Origin of the sequence: Anaerovibrio lipolyticus DSM 3074, from assembly GCF_900141865.1 — a bacterium.
Classification (GTDB): domain Bacteria; phylum Bacillota; class Negativicutes; order Selenomonadales; family Selenomonadaceae; genus Anaerovibrio; species Anaerovibrio lipolyticus.
This window is the reverse complement of the sequence record NZ_FQYW01000012.1, coordinates 97,077-114,509: the sequence shown is the minus strand read 5'-3', so window position 1 is coordinate 114,509 and position 17,433 is coordinate 97,077. Positions and strand designations below refer to the sequence as shown.

Below are 17,433 nucleotides of genomic sequence, written 5' to 3'. Positions count from 1 at the left end.
GGCAATTGTACAAACTCGGTTTCTGTAGTTTGGGGCTGAGTAATGTATTCCCTGATTTTTCGCAGCCAATAGTAATAGGCGTGCCAACTGATATTTCTGTCTTCACAGAATTCAGCTACCGTCATGCCGGATTCCTTGCACTCTTTAATTATTGACTGCCATTGAGCCATGCGGACCCTGGTTCGTATTTCTAACGAATTATCCGCCAAAGAAAACACCTCCAATTTGAAGTTTTCCCGAAACACGAAGACATTCGGCAAAACTTTAATTTGTTAGTGTTATTATCCCACGAGAATGGGCTGGCGGGAAGACGACTTAAACTTTGACGCTTACCATATTATATCATAAATGGTAAATTTAATATAGGTTTTGCATGTATACATGTAATATTTAGGCAATTATATTCTAATTTTCCCACCAAAAAATCGGACTGCAATACGCAGCCCGATTCATGTAAATTAATTATTTCATTTTTTCCTTTAGCATATCAGCAGCCGCCAACAATCCCATAATCATGGCTGTTGGTCTTGGAGGACAGCCCGGTACATATAAATCAACCGGCACCACCTTATCAGCGGCTCCTACAACTGCGTATGTGTCACCATAGGTTTCGCCACCAGCTGCACAGGCACCACAGGCCATTACCAGCCTTGGCTCTGGAAGAGCCTCATAGGACATCTTAAGGGCCTGCTCCAGATTGCGGGTAACAACCCCCGTAACCATCAGCATATCTGCGTGACGTGGCGACGCCACAAAATGAACACCATAACGATGCAAATCGTAAACAGGATTGCTCATGGCACCCATTTCAAAGTCACAGGCATTACAAGAACCAGCATCTAAATGACGAACATGGAGAGAACGCCCCAGCTTCTCCTTTAAAACGTCCTGTAAAACCTCCTGGCCGCTTTCAAGCAATACTGGCAGAGCATCCTCATGCTTATGGTGAAGGCCGGACTCATTTATGGCCTTCTTGGCGCAGGCCTCCACACAACGACCACAGAAGATACATTTCTTGTAGTCAATGGTATAGCCGTCACCAGATACGGCAAAGGCCTTTACTGGACAAGCAGCGGCACATTCCTTAAGTACATCACCATCAGCACTGCCCTCTATTGGCCCTCTATATCTATCACTGCCTGCCAGAGAGATTTTCTCGGTAGCCAGCTTGTCTTTAAAAATACGTTCCAAAACCTTAAACATAGCTTTTACTCATCTCTCCTTATCTGTCAATGCAGGCATAGCAAAGCTCGAAGCTCTTGTTAATAAGCGGAAAATCAGGAATAATATCACCCTGAACCGCAATAGGCAGGGCTGGCCAGTTGGCATAGGAAGCACTGCGGACAAAGAGTCTGTCAATGCGGCCATCACCATCAAGAGCCACATACTGGAAATTACTGCCACGGGCAGATTCACTGATGCCCCAGCCAAAACCTTCATTATATTCCATTGCCACGGAAAGCTCCTGCTCCCCGCAGCTATTCAGCAATTCAATAAGCTTATCCACCATTTCAAAGGAAGCAGACAGCTCACCGATGCGAACCAGCAGACGAGCTGCCACATCCCCCATGGTCTTGGTATATGGCTTAAAGTCCAGCTCATCATAGACTCCATAAGTAAAGTCACTACGACTGTCATGGCTATAGCCACTGGCTCTGGCACCAACGCCCACCATGGCCAAATCCATGGCAGTCTGGTTGCGTACAATACCAGTGGTCTGAATACGATTCTGGAAATTCTCCTGCTCACGGAACATGGTGGCCATATCCTCCACTCCATCAGCCACCTCATCCATCACTTGATGAATATGGTCACAAAGCTCAGGAGTAATATCCATGGAAACACCGCCCGGGATAATCATGCCCCTGAGGAAACGATTCCCCGCCACGGCCTCGCAGAGACGCATCAGCTTTTCCTTCAGGCGGCCACCAAGGCTGATGGCTGGATTGAAGCCCACGCCTGCGGGAATATTGCCGATATCACCCACATGATTGGTGATACGTTCCAGCTCCATTAACAGGGTACGGATAATTTCAGCACGTCTTGGAACCTTAACATTTACAGCCTTTTCCACCGCCTGACAGAAGCTCCAGGTGTTGGAAACACTGCAGGCCCCGCAAATGCGCTCCACTATAGGCAGAGCCTCATAAGGAGTCTTGCCCTCCACTGCCTTTTCTATGCCACGATGGGTGTAAAAGAGCTTGGCATCCAGCTGAAGCATGGCTTCACCGGCCTGACTGAAGCGGAAATGCCCTGGCTCAATGATACCAGCATGAATTGGTCCAACCGGCACCTCAAAAAGTCCTTCACCCTTGGCAGTACGCACCTTAAACTGGCGTTCCCCCCGCACCTTGGCATTAACCTTTACGTTCTTACGGAGAGGGTAAAAATCCTCCGGGAAGGTTTCATGAAGCACCAATGGGCGAAGATCAGGATGACCCTTTGGCACCAAGCCAAACATATCCTTAATTTCCCTTTCATACCAAGCAGCCGCCGGGATAATATGAGTGATACTATCATACTCCAAAGAACCGTTTGGATTAAATACTACCTTAAATCCATCTACGGTCTTATTTTCGGGAATTTCAAAATAACAATATATAACATAGCCCACACCATTGGCTGTTTCATCCCGACCAAACATGGCTGTGAGAGGATGCTTGCCACCTGCGGACATCTTTTCAGCTGCCATAAGGATGGCCTCTGGCATAATAGTTGTCATCATTATGCGACACCTCCCAATACAATCTTGGCCGCAGCCTCCAACAGGCGGTTAAGGACAGTAATTTCACTTAACCCGGCACTGGCAATTCCACTAAAGATTAGCAATCCGGCAATGGTCAAGGAATCAATAACACCAAAAAGCTCTCCGGAGGATTTCTTTTTCGACTGACCACCCATCATGCGGAGAATATGATACAGGATACCAATCAGCATACCAGCCAACAATATCAGGGTGATAACGCCCAACCAAGGATGCTCGGCAGTAAAGAAGCCATAGATCATGTAAAATTTACTGAAAAATACACCAAATGGTGGCATACCAAGGATAGCAACAATACTTAGAAGTAAAAAGCAGGCTGTCCGAGGCACCTGAACCATCATGCCATGAATCCGCATCATATTTTTCGTGCCGTACTCCTCCATAATAGTACCAGCTGTATAAAACAGTGAATATTTTACCAGTGCATGGTTAAACATGTGCAGCAGCATGGCCTGAGCGGCAATTGGTACAAATAAACCAAGTCCTGCAACCATAAGGCCGAAGTTTTCCATGGAGGAATAGGCCAGCATGCGCTTGATGTCGCGCTGCACCACCACAAACGGTACAGCCACAGCAATGGTAAATATACCAAAAAACAGGCATAAGCCGCTGATGAAATCTATGCCAATAGATGGCATGAGAATAACGATGTTACGGATAAGCACATAAATGGCACAAATACATAATGAGCCGGATAACAGACCACTGGTCAAGGCCGGGGCCTCGGAGTGGGCATCAGGCAACCAGGCATGCATTGGTGCCAAACCAATCTTGGTACCATAGCCCACAAAGAGAAAGCAAAAGGCGAACTTAGCCATAACCGGATCAATATTTTTACTGTGCTCTACCATATATAGCCAGTTCAAAGGACTATCACTGCCCATGGTAGTAAGCTGAATATAGTAAACAATAATAGTACCCAAAAGAGCCAGACAGATACCTACTGTACATACCATTACATACTTCCATGTAGCCTCCAATGAAGTACGGGTAAACTTAAAGGCCACCAGCAAAGCGGAAACCAGGGTGGTCGCCTCTATGGTAACCCACATAAGACCAAGATTATTGACCAACACCACCAGGAACATTATCCACACAAATATATGGGACAGGGCATAGAAACGCCCCTCCAAATAGCCAAAGCGTCTAAGGTATCCATAGCGCTTATTGGTATCTCTATCCAAGTACGCCTTACTGGTCCAGGCAAAGGCAAAATACAGAGTACCAATTATCATAAGCATCCACATACTGAGGGCATCTAAATAGATGTATTGACCAGCAAATGGGATATTGGCATCAAAGGTCATCAGCAGCATAACAATAGCTGCCCCAACTCCGGTTGCCACCAAACGGTTCAACCAATGAAGTACATTCCTGCCCAGAAAATTTGCCGCCGAGATAGCGCTGAAAACCAATGGCAGGGCAAGTATTATATATATTAATTCTCGTATATCCAAATTCATAAATTACCCCTTCAATTTTTTCATTACGCTTGTATCAGTTGTCATAAAGGACAGACGCATTCTGGAGGTAAGTATAACCAGAACCACTACGGCAATCAGCACATCCAGGAAAACGCCAAGCTCCACCACCAGAGGCAAGCCTTCAGTCATGAGAAGGCCTAACAGATAGATGCCATTTTCCAAGGTTATAAGACCGCAAATCTGAATAATGGCACGCTTTCGGAGCACCATCAGTGAAAGGCCGGTCATAATCATCAAAATAGACGCTGCCACTATATCACGGCCAACAGAACCAGGCATAAGACGCTCAACCAAGGCATAGCCCATTACCAAAAAGAGGGCTGCCGCCATGGTGGAATAATTTACATTACTGGCAGAAACGATTTCCCGCTCGTTTTTCAATTTGTTTACCAGACGATATACAGCACCTGGAATGAAGATAACCTTTACAATAAGAGTCAATACACCAGGCATTACCGCATGGATATCATTGCCATGGGAAAAACCGATAACAAAGCAAGCAATTGCAATGATTACCGACTGACTAGCCAAACAGATAACTGCTCTTTTCAAGTCCGTAACTCTGGTTTGCAGGAAAACCACAAGAACTAAGAACACTACTAAATAATCCATATTTCTGTGACCTCCTTATTCTGCAATAATAGCCAGCAATAAGAGAACTATTGCGGCACCAAGATATACCCGGACCTTGAAAAGGCGCATTTTGTTATTGAGTGTTTCCACAATACCAATAAGTACTGCCCCCAACAGTACCTTCAGTGCCAAAGGAATTTCCACCGGCACATAAAGGGCACCAAACAAAGCCAGAAAAACGACAATTTTAAGATAGCTGCCCAAATGAATAAGGGACAACAGCTTTCCGGAATACTCCAGAGTCATGCACTCGTGAATCATGGTTAGCTCCAGATGGGTGTCCGGATTGTCCACCGGAAGACGGCTGTTTTCTGCCAGCATAACCAGGAAAAAGGCAACACAAGCCAAAACAGCAGACACGGTAAAGAACGCCTCATTGTAGTCAATTACCATGGCAGAAAGGGTCGTGGAATGATAGCGGATGCTGTTAATGAGAATAGCCAGCATAACCGCAGGCTCCACCAATACGGAAATGTAGATTTCACGGGAACCACCCATGCCGCCAAAGGAAGTGGCCGCATCCATTGAAGAAAGGGTCATAAAGAAACGGCCCAGGGCTAAAATATACACGAAAATGAAGGCATCACCCATGCTGAACTGACCAGTCAGAAAGCCTGGAACCATGGTGGCTGCCATAAAAGAGGTCATAAAATAAACCACTGGAGCCAGCACAAAGATAACCCCGGTATATGGAGTCAAAATTGTGGCCTTCTTCCACCACTTGCAGATATCAAAATACTCCTGAAAAATGCTGGCACCCTGACGCTTCTGGAGCCGTGCCTTAACCTTGTTAATTATACCAGCCACCAATGGGGCAATCAGCAATAACACAAATCCTTGTACCAAACTGAGGCCGATACTTGTCACTATATATTCCATTACAACAGTACCCCCCAAATCAATACAACAATCATGGCCACCATGGTGTAGCCAATATAAATACTAACACTTCCCTCCTGAATTCTGTGGAAGGATGAGGATGAATTTATCAGCATCTGCTGAAGTGGCTTGTACAGCTTATCATTAAAGAGGTCCGGAATAGACAGCTCATAATGGAGCTTACGACCGAAATAAGCATGCTCCTTGCGGAGATATGTGGTACGGCGCTTTGGATTGAGAATACCGTCAAAGGCGCGGCGCAGTGGCTTACTGAAGCCAGTGGCAGAATACTGTTGACGGGATGTAGGCACAGTACCGCAGTTCCATGTAACCTCCTTTGCCTGGAAGGTGCTGGAACGATAAACGGCAGCAACCATAAATACACCAATAAAAGCAAAGACAATAAAGATAAGAGCAGGACTATACAGTGCATAGTAGCCGCTTCCACCCCACATTATTCCCAGTGGATTGCCCATAAGGATAATGCCACTGCCGGAAACGACACGCTGCATAAGATTTACCAGAAAATCTGGCATTACACCAACAAAAACAATCAAAACAGCTTCAAGGGCCAGACCAGCCAGCATGAAGAACGGCATTTCGTGAGCTTTTTCCACAATATGGGTACGGGCACGGCCCAAAAAGGCAATGCCATACATGCGCACAAAGCACCCTAAAGCAGTGGCCCCGGTAAGTCCCAGCATAATAAAGGCAAATACCACCAGCAAACGTAATTCCGGTGATCCAGCCTGCTGAGCAAAGGTAATAAAGCTCTGTAAAGTAAGCCACTCCCCTACCAAGCCACTGGTGAATGGCATGGAAGACAGGGCCATAGAGCCAATCAGGGTAAATAAAGCGGTATAAGGCATTTTTCTTGCCAGTCCACCCATGTGTTCAATATTTTTACTGCCAGTAGCATGCATTACACATCCGGCACTCATAAAGAGCAGTCCCTTCATAAGGCTATGGCTGGCAGCATGCACCAGGGCCGCAGTAAAGGCAACCACGGAGAGCATAGGGAATTTCATGGAATAAAGCACCATACCACAACCAAAGGCTGAGAAAATAATACCCATATTTTCCACGGAGGAATAGGCCAAAATACGCTTCATGTCCACCTCCATAGTGGCATAAAGTACACCTAAAAAGGCGGAAATCAAGCCCACAACCATTACAATAAGTCCATACCAGAATACATCCATACCAATAAACTGGAAAGCAAAGCGACCAAAGCCATAAAGAGCCACCTTTAACATAACACCACTCATAAGAGCAGATACGTGACTAGGTGCTGCCGGGTGAGCATTTGGCAGCCATATATGAAGTGGCATAAGACCTGACTTTAAAGCGAAGCCGCCAAAGGCAAACAAAAAAGCCACATTTTTCATGTAACCGGATAAATTATTGTTGGCCATATCCATAAAGGAAAAGCTCTCTGCGGCACTGGCTACCAAGTAAAAGGCTACCATAATAGCCGCTGTTCCAATATGGGTCATCACCATATACTGATAAGCTGCACTAACAGTCTTTTTCTTTTCCGACTCATGATTTACCAGCAAGAAGGAAACCAAGGCCATGATTTCCCAGGCAATAATAAAGGTAAAGGCATCACCGGCAATTAGTACCAAAACGATTGACATAAGGAATAAATTCCATAGGCCACCCAATGCCCTAATTCGACTGCCTAAATATCCCTTGCCATAATCAATGGCATAAATACTGATGATTACACCAGCTACACCAGTAATCAAAAGAAAAGCCCCGCTCCAGCCATCGGCCTGCAGGGTATATTGCCCCCAAGCCATATCAATAAGCCATACGCTGTCAGAGGAAAGAAGATAGCTCAATGATGAAAAAGCCACCAATCCGCTGGCTGCAATGGAGCAAAGCATACCAAAATAATGTGCCACTAATTCAGCCTTTTTCGGCCAAATAAATGTCACAGCTCCCAACAGATAAACCAGAAGGGAAAGTACCATAAAATCCATTTTTTCAACTCCAAATCAACTAATATCTATTTGTATTCCCTTATCAAACTCTTTTCGCCAAAAGCTCCTGACGAATATCCTCAGGCACCATTCCACCACCGGTGGCCCAGATAATGTGGGTTGCGTTTTCCATATAACGATGAAGATTATTATCCTCCAGATAATCATCCATCTCCTTGGAATGGCTCCAGCAAACAGGACCATGAATGGCTGAACAGGAGCTAGGCTCTATGAAAATCTTTTCTGACTCCCACAAAATGCGCAAATAATCGAAAAGTCTTTTGTCCTTGACAGTAATAATTCCAGTCAAAAATGGCTTGATGAAATCACCGATAACCGCCGACGGTCTGCCCACTGCCAGCCCATCAGCATGGGTTTTCCCGGAAAGTCCAATATCTTGTACAGTAATATTATTGTACAGGCCAGTAACCATACCCAAAAGCACACAAGGAGCCTGGGTTGGCTCTATAAAAAAGCAGTGTACATTGTCGCCCAAAAACTGTCTAAGGCCAAAGGTAATGCCGCCAGGAGCACCACCTACACCACATGGAATATATACAAACAGAGGATGCTTATCATCCACTACTATGCCCTGCTGTCGCATCTGCTTTTTAAGCCTCTTGCCGGCAACAGCGTAGCCCAAAAACATTTCTTTGGAATCCTCATCATCAACAAAATGGCCATTGGCATCAACCTCTGATTCGGCCCTTGCCTTGGAAACAGCCTCAACGTAATCACCCTCATAGGCCTTTATGATTACCCCTTTACTGCGAAGCAGCTCTTTTTTCCATTCCGCTGCGTCAGAGGACATGTGCACAATTATTTCGTAACCTATGGCCTTTCCCATAAGACCTACACTAAGCCCCAAATTACCAGTGGAGCCTATATGCAATTTTTTTGTACTAAAAAAGGCCTTGGCGGCAGGACTGGCCAGCTTGCAATAATCATCCTCATAGCTTTCCAGTACACCGTTTTTCACAGCCAAATCCTCGGTATATTTCAGCACCTCATAGATGCCGCCTCTATCCTTTACGGAGCCTCCTATAGGTAACATACTGTCCATCTTCATATAGAGCTTACCTGCCAAATTGGCACCTATTTTTTCACGGTTAAGAGCTTTTCTTAGCTCTGGCACCTCCACCAATGGAGATTCAATTATTCCCTTTGACTCTACAGTTTCTGGAAATATCATCTTGATAAATGGTGCAAAGCGTCTCAAGCGTGCCTCAGCGGAATCAATATCTGACAAGTTGAGAACAGAACGAATAATAGCATCATTGTTGGGCAGCTTGGAATTGTTGATCCAGTTGACCTCAATGGCATTTTTTATATCAGTAAATAAAATCTCACGTTTTTCAAGCGAAGAAAGGCTATCCAGTTCCATATATTATAACTTCCTTTCCTTGGGTAAAATAACCATCCATATTTTTTTGCACACAAAAAATGTGGCGTAAAAACCACCTAGAATATTATACATATAATGCCATAACAGTTCAATAATAAATCACTACAATAAGAAAAGGCTGCCTGACAGATGAATAACTCACCTGGCAAGCAGCCTTTATGTGTTTAATGATGGGTTCTTTTATGTAAGCAAATGCTTATTTTTTGAAATCCTTGGCAGTATCAAAATCACGGGTAGGAGTCTTGGTTACGTTATAACCATAGATAGTCTTCCAGTCTTTGGCCATGGAAATTGGAGTAATGCCATACTTCTCACAGAAAGCCTTGAACTTGTCGCCCTTAGCCTGAGTACCCCAATCGCGAACGCTATCATCGCAGCATACGCCCATAGCGAAGCTCTTATACTTAGGGTTAGCAAGTGCATAGTTCAGCATGGAACCATCGGAAGTGGAGTTGCCAAGAGCAATAACTGGCTGAATACCGATTTCCTTGGCAATATTCTGAACCTTACCAGCCTTGTTATCAGTGAACTGGAATGGGCCACGCATTACCTTATCTTTAGCGCCATCTTCATTGAAGAGGAAATACTGAGAACCAGCCCAGCCCTGACGCTCCATAACAGGCAAGCTGTCAGTACCGATTACATGGTCAGCATTGATGGAAGGCATTGGAGCCTTCAGTGCCTGACGAACCAGCTGACGGTCAGTACCGGTTACAACGTAGAAGTTGAAGCCGTTGTTCTGGAGATAAGTAATAACCTCTACCATTGGCAGATAGTAAGCCTCTGCAAAGGTGCAGTTGGTAAGGCCATCCAGTGGAGCATTGGAGAAGTAGTTATCAACATACTTGTCGAAGTCCTCCATGGACATACCCTGGAAAGCATAGGACTGAGCACGGTCTTCACCTTCATCCATGTCAGCGGAAATCTTACCAGCCTTAGCTGCCTTCAAGCACTCCAAAGCATAAGCCTTTTCAGTTGGAGTTGGGTTGTAAGTTGGGTCATTGAACATACGATGGAAATACAGATACCACTCAGAATAAGTAGGTGCCAACTCACCATAGAAAGTACCATCCATGTCAGATACGCATACACGATCCTTTACAGGAATGAAGTTAGGGCTGCTAGGATTGGTAACATCCTCAACATAAGCCTTCAGTGCCTTGAAGGAAGCGGAATCCTGATTCCAATACTGGAAGTTGGAGCCATCCTTCTTTACGTTAATCTGAGCAATCTCGCTAACAGAAGCAGCCTCAGTAGTAGCCATGTCTGCCCCTACAGCACCAAAAGCCAGGCCCAAAGCGATCAATGCGGATGCTAATTTCTTACTTGTCTTCATAAATAAACTTACCCCTTTCGTTTCACATGCGCACCCCTCAGTGCACAATATTAAACTTTTAATTTGTTCAGGTATTCTGAACATAATTTAGTATTTCTACATGCACTCCATAATTCCTGCTAATATTAAAAAAAAATTAAAATTTTTTAATAAAGACAAAATGAACCCATCTCATACAGGCGAGATGGGTTCACTATTTTTTATGCTGATGACAACCAGCAATTATTCATTTATTTATTCAATGGTCTTTTCAGTACTGACATCATAATGCATCCTACTACTGCACCACCCAGAATTGCAGCAAGGTGCATACCAGCATTACCAATGGTAGGTACTACAAAAATACCACCATGAGGGGCTTGCAATGTGCAATCGAATGCCATGGACAGTGCCCCAGCAGTAGCCGCACCGACACATACTGAAGGAATTACCCGCAATGGATCACTGGCAGCAAATGGAATGGCACCTTCCGTGATAAAGGACATACCCATAACGTAGTTGGTGATACCAGCCTTCCGCTCGCTTTCAGTAAAGCGGTTAGGGAAGATAGTAGTACACAGGGCAATAGCAAGAGGTGGTACCATACCACCAGCCATTACAGCAGCCATAACATGATATTCGCCGGAGGCCAACAGTCCTGTACCAGTAACATAAGCCGCCTTGTTGATAGGACCACCCATGTCAATAGCCATCATACCACCCATAACAATACCCAAAAGAATTCGGGCATTTGGATCCATGTTTTTCAGCGTATCAACCAGCCAGGTGTTAATTGCACTTACAGGTGGTGCAATTATAAACATGCTGATAAAGCCAATAAGGAGAATTCCAAAGAAAGGATACAGAAGAACTGGTTTGATACCCTCCAGAGATTCAGGCAAGGCGGCGAAAACCTTCTTCAACAGGTTTACACTATAGCCTGCCACGAAGCCTGCCAGCAAAGCTCCCAAAAATCCGGAGCCAGTGGTACTAGCCAATGCACCACCTACAAAGCCTACGGCCAGACCTGGACGATCCGCAATGGACATTGCAATAAAGCCCGCAAGGATAGGAAGCATAAAGCCGAATGAAGCACCGCCAATATCCTTAAGGAACTTCGCCAATGGAGTATTGGAACCGAAGTTGCTTGGATTAATGGAATAATCATCAAAGAGGAAGGCCAAAGCGATTAGAATACCGCCACCTACTACAAATGGAAGCATGTGGCTGACACCATTCATCAAATGCTTGTAAATCTGACGACCCAGGCTTTCACCCTCCACATCAGCAGCCCCCTCTGTACCTTCGGCACCAGTGGCATGATATATTGGAGTATTGCCGGACAAGGCGCGGTCAATAAGGTCATCAGCCTTGTTAATACCATCGGCCACCTTGGCAATAATGACAGGCTTTCCATCAAAACGTGCCATGGCCACATTCTTATCAGCTGCCACGATAATGGCATCGGCCTTGCTGATTTCTTCTGCCGTCAGCACGTTCTTGGCACCGCTGGAGCCATTGGTCTCAACCTTTATGGTGATGCCACGCTTCTTGGCGTGTTGTTCCAGACTTTCCGCTGCCATAAAGGTATGGGCAATACCAGTAGGACAGGCAGTTACAGCCAAAATCTGAATGTAATCAGAAGGAGCCGCTACCCCATCTGAAGCAACAACGCACTTGTCATCTTCCTTTTCATCTATGATGCGCAAAAATTCTTCTTTGGTTTTGGCAGCCACCAGGGCTTCTTTGAAATCTGAATCCATAAGCATGGTAGCCAGCTTGGACAATATTTCCAAGTGGGCATCATAAGCCGATTCCGGAGCAGCAATCATGAAGAACAAACGGCTAGGCTCTCCATCCTCGGAATCAAAATCCACACCGTCAGGCACTGTCATGGCAGACAGGCCGGCTGTTTTTACGCCAACACTCTTGGCATGAGGTGTTGCAATGCCGTCACCCAGTCCTGTGGAGCTGGAAGCTTCACGGGCCAGCACATCCTTCACATACTGCGCCTTATCGGACAAATTGCCACTGGCCTCCATAAGGTCGGCCAACTGATTGATAGCGGCATTTTTATCCGCCGGCTGTGCACCCAATACAATGCTCTCTTGCTTGAGCAAATCCCTAATACGCATAATTTTCTCTCCCCTTATAAAAATTATATAAATAAAAATTATATAAATAATGCCTAAAGGCTATTACCCAATTCCTTTGAGCAGTTCTTCCACTTCCGGTCTGGTGGCAAGATTTTCACTGAAGGCCGAAGCCGACCCAGTGGCCACTCCCATGTGGAAGGCCCTCTCAAAATCCCCATTTGATTCCATGAAACCAGTGATAAACCCAGCCACCATGGAATCCCCTGCACCAACGGAATTTACCAGAGTTCCTTGAGGTGCCGGACACCTATAAGATACCCCTGCTGCCGTCAGCAGAATAGCTCCATCCCCAGCCATGGATATCAGGACATTTTGTGCCCCCTTGTCCTGCAGCTTCTTGGCATAGGTTATTATTTCATCATGGTCGGTGAGCTTCACGCCGAACATATCACCAAGCTCGTGATTATTTGGCTTGATGAGAAACGGATGATACTGCAAAACATTCAAAAGCAGCTTCTTTTCCGCATCAACCACGATTCGAATCCCCTTGCCTTCAAGTCGTGCCATAATGCGCTGATAAATATCATCCGGCAGTGCCTTTGGAATTGAACCGGCCAATACCAGGGTATCCCATGCCACCAATTTATCCAATTTTGAAAAAAGCTCCCCTTGTTTGTTTTCGCTAATGTCCGGTCCCTGTCCGTTTATCTCTGTTTCCTTGTCAGCCTTAACCTTCACATTGATACGGCTGAATCCCTGCTCCAGCTGAACAAAATCGCTTTTTACGCCAAACTCCTGCAGCTGCCTCTTGATTTCCTCACCAGTGAAGCCAGCCACAAAACCAAGGGCGGTACTATCATGGCCAAGATTTTTCAGCACAATGGATACATTTATTCCCTTGCCACCACCTAAAATCTGTTCATAGTTCACCCGATTTATTTCGCCGGCAGCAAAATGATCAAGTCGCAGAATATAATCCAGCGACGGATTAAAGGTTACGGTATAAATCATGTACTCACTCTCCTTCCAAGACGGTGGTGTAATCACGATACTTCTTATCCTCCAGCCGTCCTGTAATTATGGTGGCACTGGAAATTCCAGCAAAGGTAATGGGGGATATCTTGTTGAACTTTGAGCTGTCGGCCAGCACAAAGGCACTCTTACATCGCGCCATTGCCTCACTTTTGACAGCCCCCTCATCGGCATCCGGAGTAGAAAAGCCAGACTTGGGGCTTATTCCATTTGTACCGAAAAAGCCCTTGGTAAAATTGTAATTCTCCAGGCTTTTCAAGGCTTCTGTACCAACCACGGCTTCAGTTACGGCCTTTACCGCTCCACCGATAATGAAGACCTTGAAGCCCTTGGCTAACAGACGCACTGCGTGTTGCATACCGTTAGTTACGAAGGTAGCACCATTGTCCGTCAAAAAATCAATAAGGTGCAAGGTGGTGGAACCAGCATCAATGTAAACAAAATCCTCACCTGTTATAAGCTCTGCAGCTTTGCGGCCAATAGCAACCTTTTCCTCAGGATACAAATCCCACTTGGTCTGCATATCTTCCTCTGAGCTTGAATAATTGTTATCAATGGTAGTAGCACCGCCGTAAACCTTGTACAATCTGCCACTACGATGCAGAGCGGTCAAATCCCGGCGTACTGTGGACTCCGAAGTCTGTAACGCTTTGGTCAGCTCAAGAACCGTCACCGCCTTTTTTTCCGCTAAAATCTTCAATATAGCTGCGTACCTCTCCTCGGTAAGCACGGCTATCACTCTCCTAAAATTGATTTCTGTATTTATAATACAGCCAAACTCAGTCAAAGTCAACCAATATCAGTCATAAATAATCAAAATTAATCATAAATAAGAAAGAGCAATTACATAAAAAAAGCGGAGCACTGCCTCCAAGCAGTGTTCCGCCATTCCATCAGGCTTCAGTATAATCTTTGTTGTTTAGCTGGGTCTCCTCCTCATCATCCTCACGGCCCGGAGTCTTGAAATCAAACCTCTTGATAAGGAAATAGAAGGAAAAGTAATACAGGAAAAAGTAAATAATACCAACCGGGATAATCAGCATCCAGCTAGTCTTATCATTTCCCTGCATAATACCAAAGATTAACAATTCCAGAAAACCTCCGGAGAAGGTAAGACCAACTGCGATATTAAGTATATGAGCAATCATGTAGGCTGCACCGGCCAGAATAACCTGTACACCGAAAAGCAACGGAGCTACAAACAGGAAGGAAAACTCAATCGGTTCTGTAATACCGGTCAGCATGGAAGTCAGGGCTGCAGAGAGCAATAAACCGCCCACAGCCTTCTTCTTTTCAGGACGGGCGCAACGGTACATAGCTAAAGCGGCCCCTGGAAGACCAAAAATCATAAAAATAAACTCACCAGAAAAATAACGGGTAGCATCAGAACTGAAATGTTCAACATTAGTGGAAGCCACCTGAGCGAAGAAGATGTTCTGACCACCCTGGATAAGCTGGCCATCCACCATCATGGTTCCTCCCACGCCGGTCTGCCAAAATGGCAAATAAAATACGTGATGTAAACCGAATGGAATCAATGCGCGTTTTACGATACCGAAAATCAGGGTACCGATATAACCTGTTCCCGTAACCACATTGCCAAGACAAAAGATGATATCCTGGGCAAAGGGCCAGATAAAGGTCATTATAATACCTACAAACAGAAATACCACCGTTGATATAATCGGAATAAATCTGGAGCCCCCAAAGAAGGAAAGGGCAGACGGCAGAACAATCTTATAATAGCGATTGTGCAGCACGGAAACGCCAATTCCCACGATGATACCGCCAAATACCCCCATCTGCAGTGACATAATGCCACAGCTTGGTGCAATGGTTCCTTCCAGTACCCCAGGTGCAATAGAGCCGTCAGTCAGAATTCTCCCTGTTATTCGCAACATTGCGTTACATGAAACATGCATAACGAAAAAGGAAATCATGGCAGCCAGGGCCGCAACTTCCTTCTCAGCCTTTGCCATACCAATGGCCACACCTACGGCAAAGATAATAGGAAGGTTGCCGAAAATGGCTCCCCCTGCAGCACTCATAACCATCAACAGTGAATGCAGCACCGTGCCATCGCCAAGTATAGGTTCAAGTCCATAGCTCCTGATGGTGGTCGGATTTGTAAAAGATGCACCAATACCTAACAGAATACCAGCAATTGGCATAACTGCAACTGGAAGCATAAAACTTTGCCCAATCCGTCGCAACGTACTAAGAATTTTATTTTTCATTTTACACACACTCTCATAAAAAAGGAGCTGTATCACAAGAAACAGCTCCGAAAAAACAAATTGTCCCGAATAATATTAACTTATTCAGCCAAAGGCTTCATAGTTGGGAACAGCAGGACATCTCGAATAGATGCACTGTCTGTGAGGAACATTACCAGACGATCCACACCGATGCCCAAGCCGCCTGTTGGTGGCAGACCATATTCAAGGGCAGTAATGAAGTCACGGTCCATCATGTGAGCCTCATCATCACCATCTTCACGGGCCTTAAGCTGATCCATGAAGCGGCCCTCCTGGTCAATAGGGTCATTGAGCTCAGTAAAGCCATTAGCCAGCTCACGACCATATACGAAGCACTCAAAGCGGTCAGTAATACGAGGATCCTCAGGATTGCGCTTAGCCAGTGGGGAAATCTCAGTTGGATGACCAGTAATGAAGGTTGGCTGTATGAGGGTCTCCTCCACCTTTTCCTCAAAGGCTGCATTTAAAATACCGCCGATACCAAAACGCTTCTCGTAAGGAACACCGATTTCGTCAGCCATAGCACGGGCTTCCTCCACGGTTTCACAGCTAAGGAAGTCCTTGCCGGTAGCCTCCTTAACCGCATCATTCATGCTGATACGCTTGAAGCTGGAATAATCAATGGTGGTACCCTGATAATCCACCTGGAGGCTGCCACAAACAGCCATAGCTGCATCACGAACAATGCCCTCAGTAACATCCATCAAATCATTATAATCGGCATAGGCCTGATAAATCTCAATGGAAGTAAACTCCGGATTATGGCGTACATCCATGCCCTCGTTGCGGAATACACGGCCAATTTCGTATACGCGCTCCATACCGCCTACAACAAGGCGCTTCAGATTAAGCTCAGTTGCAATGCGGAGGTACATATCAAGATCAAGGGTATTATGATGGGTGATAAACGGACGTGCTGCTGCACCACCAGCAATCGTACCCAATACTGGAGTCTCAACCTCAAGGAAGTCACGGGAATCCAGATAATTACGGATAGATTTAATAATATTGGTACGAGCCACAAAGGTATTCATAACCTCAGGGTTCATAATAAGATCCACATAGCGCTGACGATAGCGAATTTCGGTATCAGTGAGGCCATGGAACTTCTCAGGAAGCGGACGGAGAGACTTGGAAAGAAGGTCAAAGTCATCTACACGAACGGTAAGCTCACCGCGACGGGTACGGAATACATGACCCTTTACGCCAATAATATCACCGATATCCAGGAGCTTAAACTGCTTGTACTTCTCCTCCCCCAGTACGTCAAGCTTGAAGTAAATCTGAATACGGCCGGTGCGGTCCATAATAACAGAGAAGCTGGCCTTGCCATGACCACGGATAGCCATAAGACGGCCGGCAATAGTCACTTCCTCTGCACTTTCATCCTCGCCTTCAAGATTTGCATACTGCTCCAAAATTGCAGCATTATGATGAGAAACCTCAAAACGATGGCCGAAAGGAGCTACACCCATTTCTCTGAAGGCTGCCAGCTTATCACGGCGTACCTTCAACAATTCATTCATATCCTGCTGAACAGGAGCATTTTCCTTATTTTCTGCCACTTTACATTCTCCTA

General features: G+C 45.5%; 13 protein-coding genes and 1 pseudogene. All 14 read right to left on the bottom strand.

The genetic code is table 11. The features are described from left to right. The coding region (gene tnpA / locus B6K08_RS08065; RefSeq protein WP_143254872.1) for an IS66 family insertion sequence element accessory protein TnpA at window positions 1-209 on the bottom strand (209 nt) is incomplete at its 3' end. 253 nt (window positions 210-462) lie between these two features. Then, entirely contained in the window at window positions 463-1,203 is a 741-nt protein-coding gene (gene nuoB, locus B6K08_RS08060; protein ID WP_080325882.1) for an NADH-quinone oxidoreductase subunit NuoB, read from the bottom strand. 19 nt (window positions 1,204-1,222) lie between these two features. Further along, window positions 1,223-2,725, bottom strand: coding sequence for a hydrogenase large subunit (locus B6K08_RS08055; RefSeq protein WP_080325881.1), 1,503 nt, complete (start codon window positions 2,723-2,725; stop codon window positions 1,223-1,225). Further along, entirely contained in the window at window positions 2,725-4,227 is a 1,503-nt protein-coding gene (locus B6K08_RS08050) for a proton-conducting transporter transmembrane domain-containing protein (RefSeq protein WP_080325880.1), read from the bottom strand. The genes B6K08_RS08055 and B6K08_RS08050 overlap by 1 nt, the downstream gene beginning before the upstream one ends. A gap of 3 nt (window positions 4,228-4,230) precedes the next feature. Then, window positions 4,231-4,860, bottom strand: a complete 630-nt coding sequence (locus tag B6K08_RS08045) for a hydrogenase (protein WP_080325879.1) — start codon at window positions 4,858-4,860, stop codon at window positions 4,231-4,233. 15 nt (window positions 4,861-4,875) lie between these two features. Then, window positions 4,876-5,760 carry a respiratory chain complex I subunit 1 family protein gene (locus B6K08_RS08040; protein ID WP_027397029.1) on the bottom strand — a complete coding sequence of 295 codons (885 nt, stop codon included), beginning with the start codon at window positions 5,758-5,760 and terminating at the stop codon, window positions 4,876-4,878. After that, window positions 5,760-7,748 carry a proton-conducting transporter transmembrane domain-containing protein gene (locus B6K08_RS08035; RefSeq protein WP_080325878.1) on the bottom strand — a complete coding sequence of 663 codons (1,989 nt, stop codon included), beginning with the start codon at window positions 7,746-7,748 and terminating at the stop codon, window positions 5,760-5,762. The genes B6K08_RS08040 and B6K08_RS08035 overlap by 1 nt, the downstream gene beginning before the upstream one ends. Before the next feature lie 43 nt (window positions 7,749-7,791). Continuing rightward, window positions 7,792-9,132: a D-serine ammonia-lyase gene (locus B6K08_RS08030; RefSeq protein WP_052212519.1), complete on the bottom strand. Its 1,341-nt coding sequence runs from the start codon at window positions 9,130-9,132 to the stop codon at window positions 7,792-7,794. A gap of 217 nt (window positions 9,133-9,349) precedes the next feature. Beyond that, window positions 9,350-10,489: an HAD family hydrolase gene (locus tag B6K08_RS08025; protein WP_159446735.1), complete on the bottom strand. Its 1,140-nt coding sequence runs from the start codon at window positions 10,487-10,489 to the stop codon at window positions 9,350-9,352. Between the two features lie 230 nt (window positions 10,490-10,719). Next, the gene (locus B6K08_RS08020) at window positions 10,720-12,603 is read right to left on the bottom strand and encodes a PTS fructose transporter subunit IIABC (RefSeq protein ID WP_080325876.1); all 1,884 of its coding nucleotides are present in this window, start codon (window positions 12,601-12,603) and stop codon (window positions 10,720-10,722) included. 63 nt (window positions 12,604-12,666) lie between these two features. Then, on the bottom strand, window positions 12,667-13,575 hold the full coding sequence (pfkB, locus tag B6K08_RS08015; RefSeq protein WP_080325875.1) for a 1-phosphofructokinase: 909 nt from the start codon (window positions 13,573-13,575) through the stop codon (window positions 12,667-12,669). 4 nt (window positions 13,576-13,579) lie between these two features. Beyond that, window positions 13,580-14,326 (bottom strand): DeoR/GlpR family DNA-binding transcription regulator, encoded by a 747-nt coding sequence (locus B6K08_RS08010; RefSeq protein WP_080325874.1) that lies wholly within the window; start codon window positions 14,324-14,326, stop codon window positions 13,580-13,582. A 175-nt stretch (window positions 14,327-14,501) separates the two neighbouring features. Then, window positions 14,502-15,833 (bottom strand): annotated as a pseudogene (locus B6K08_RS08005) (PTS transporter subunit EIIC); the annotation flags it as partial. A gap of 80 nt (window positions 15,834-15,913) precedes the next feature. Then, window positions 15,914-17,380 (bottom strand): lysine--tRNA ligase, encoded by a 1,467-nt coding sequence (gene lysS, locus B6K08_RS08000; protein WP_143254875.1) that lies wholly within the window; start codon window positions 17,378-17,380, stop codon window positions 15,914-15,916. Window positions 17,381-17,433 lie beyond the last annotated feature (53 nt).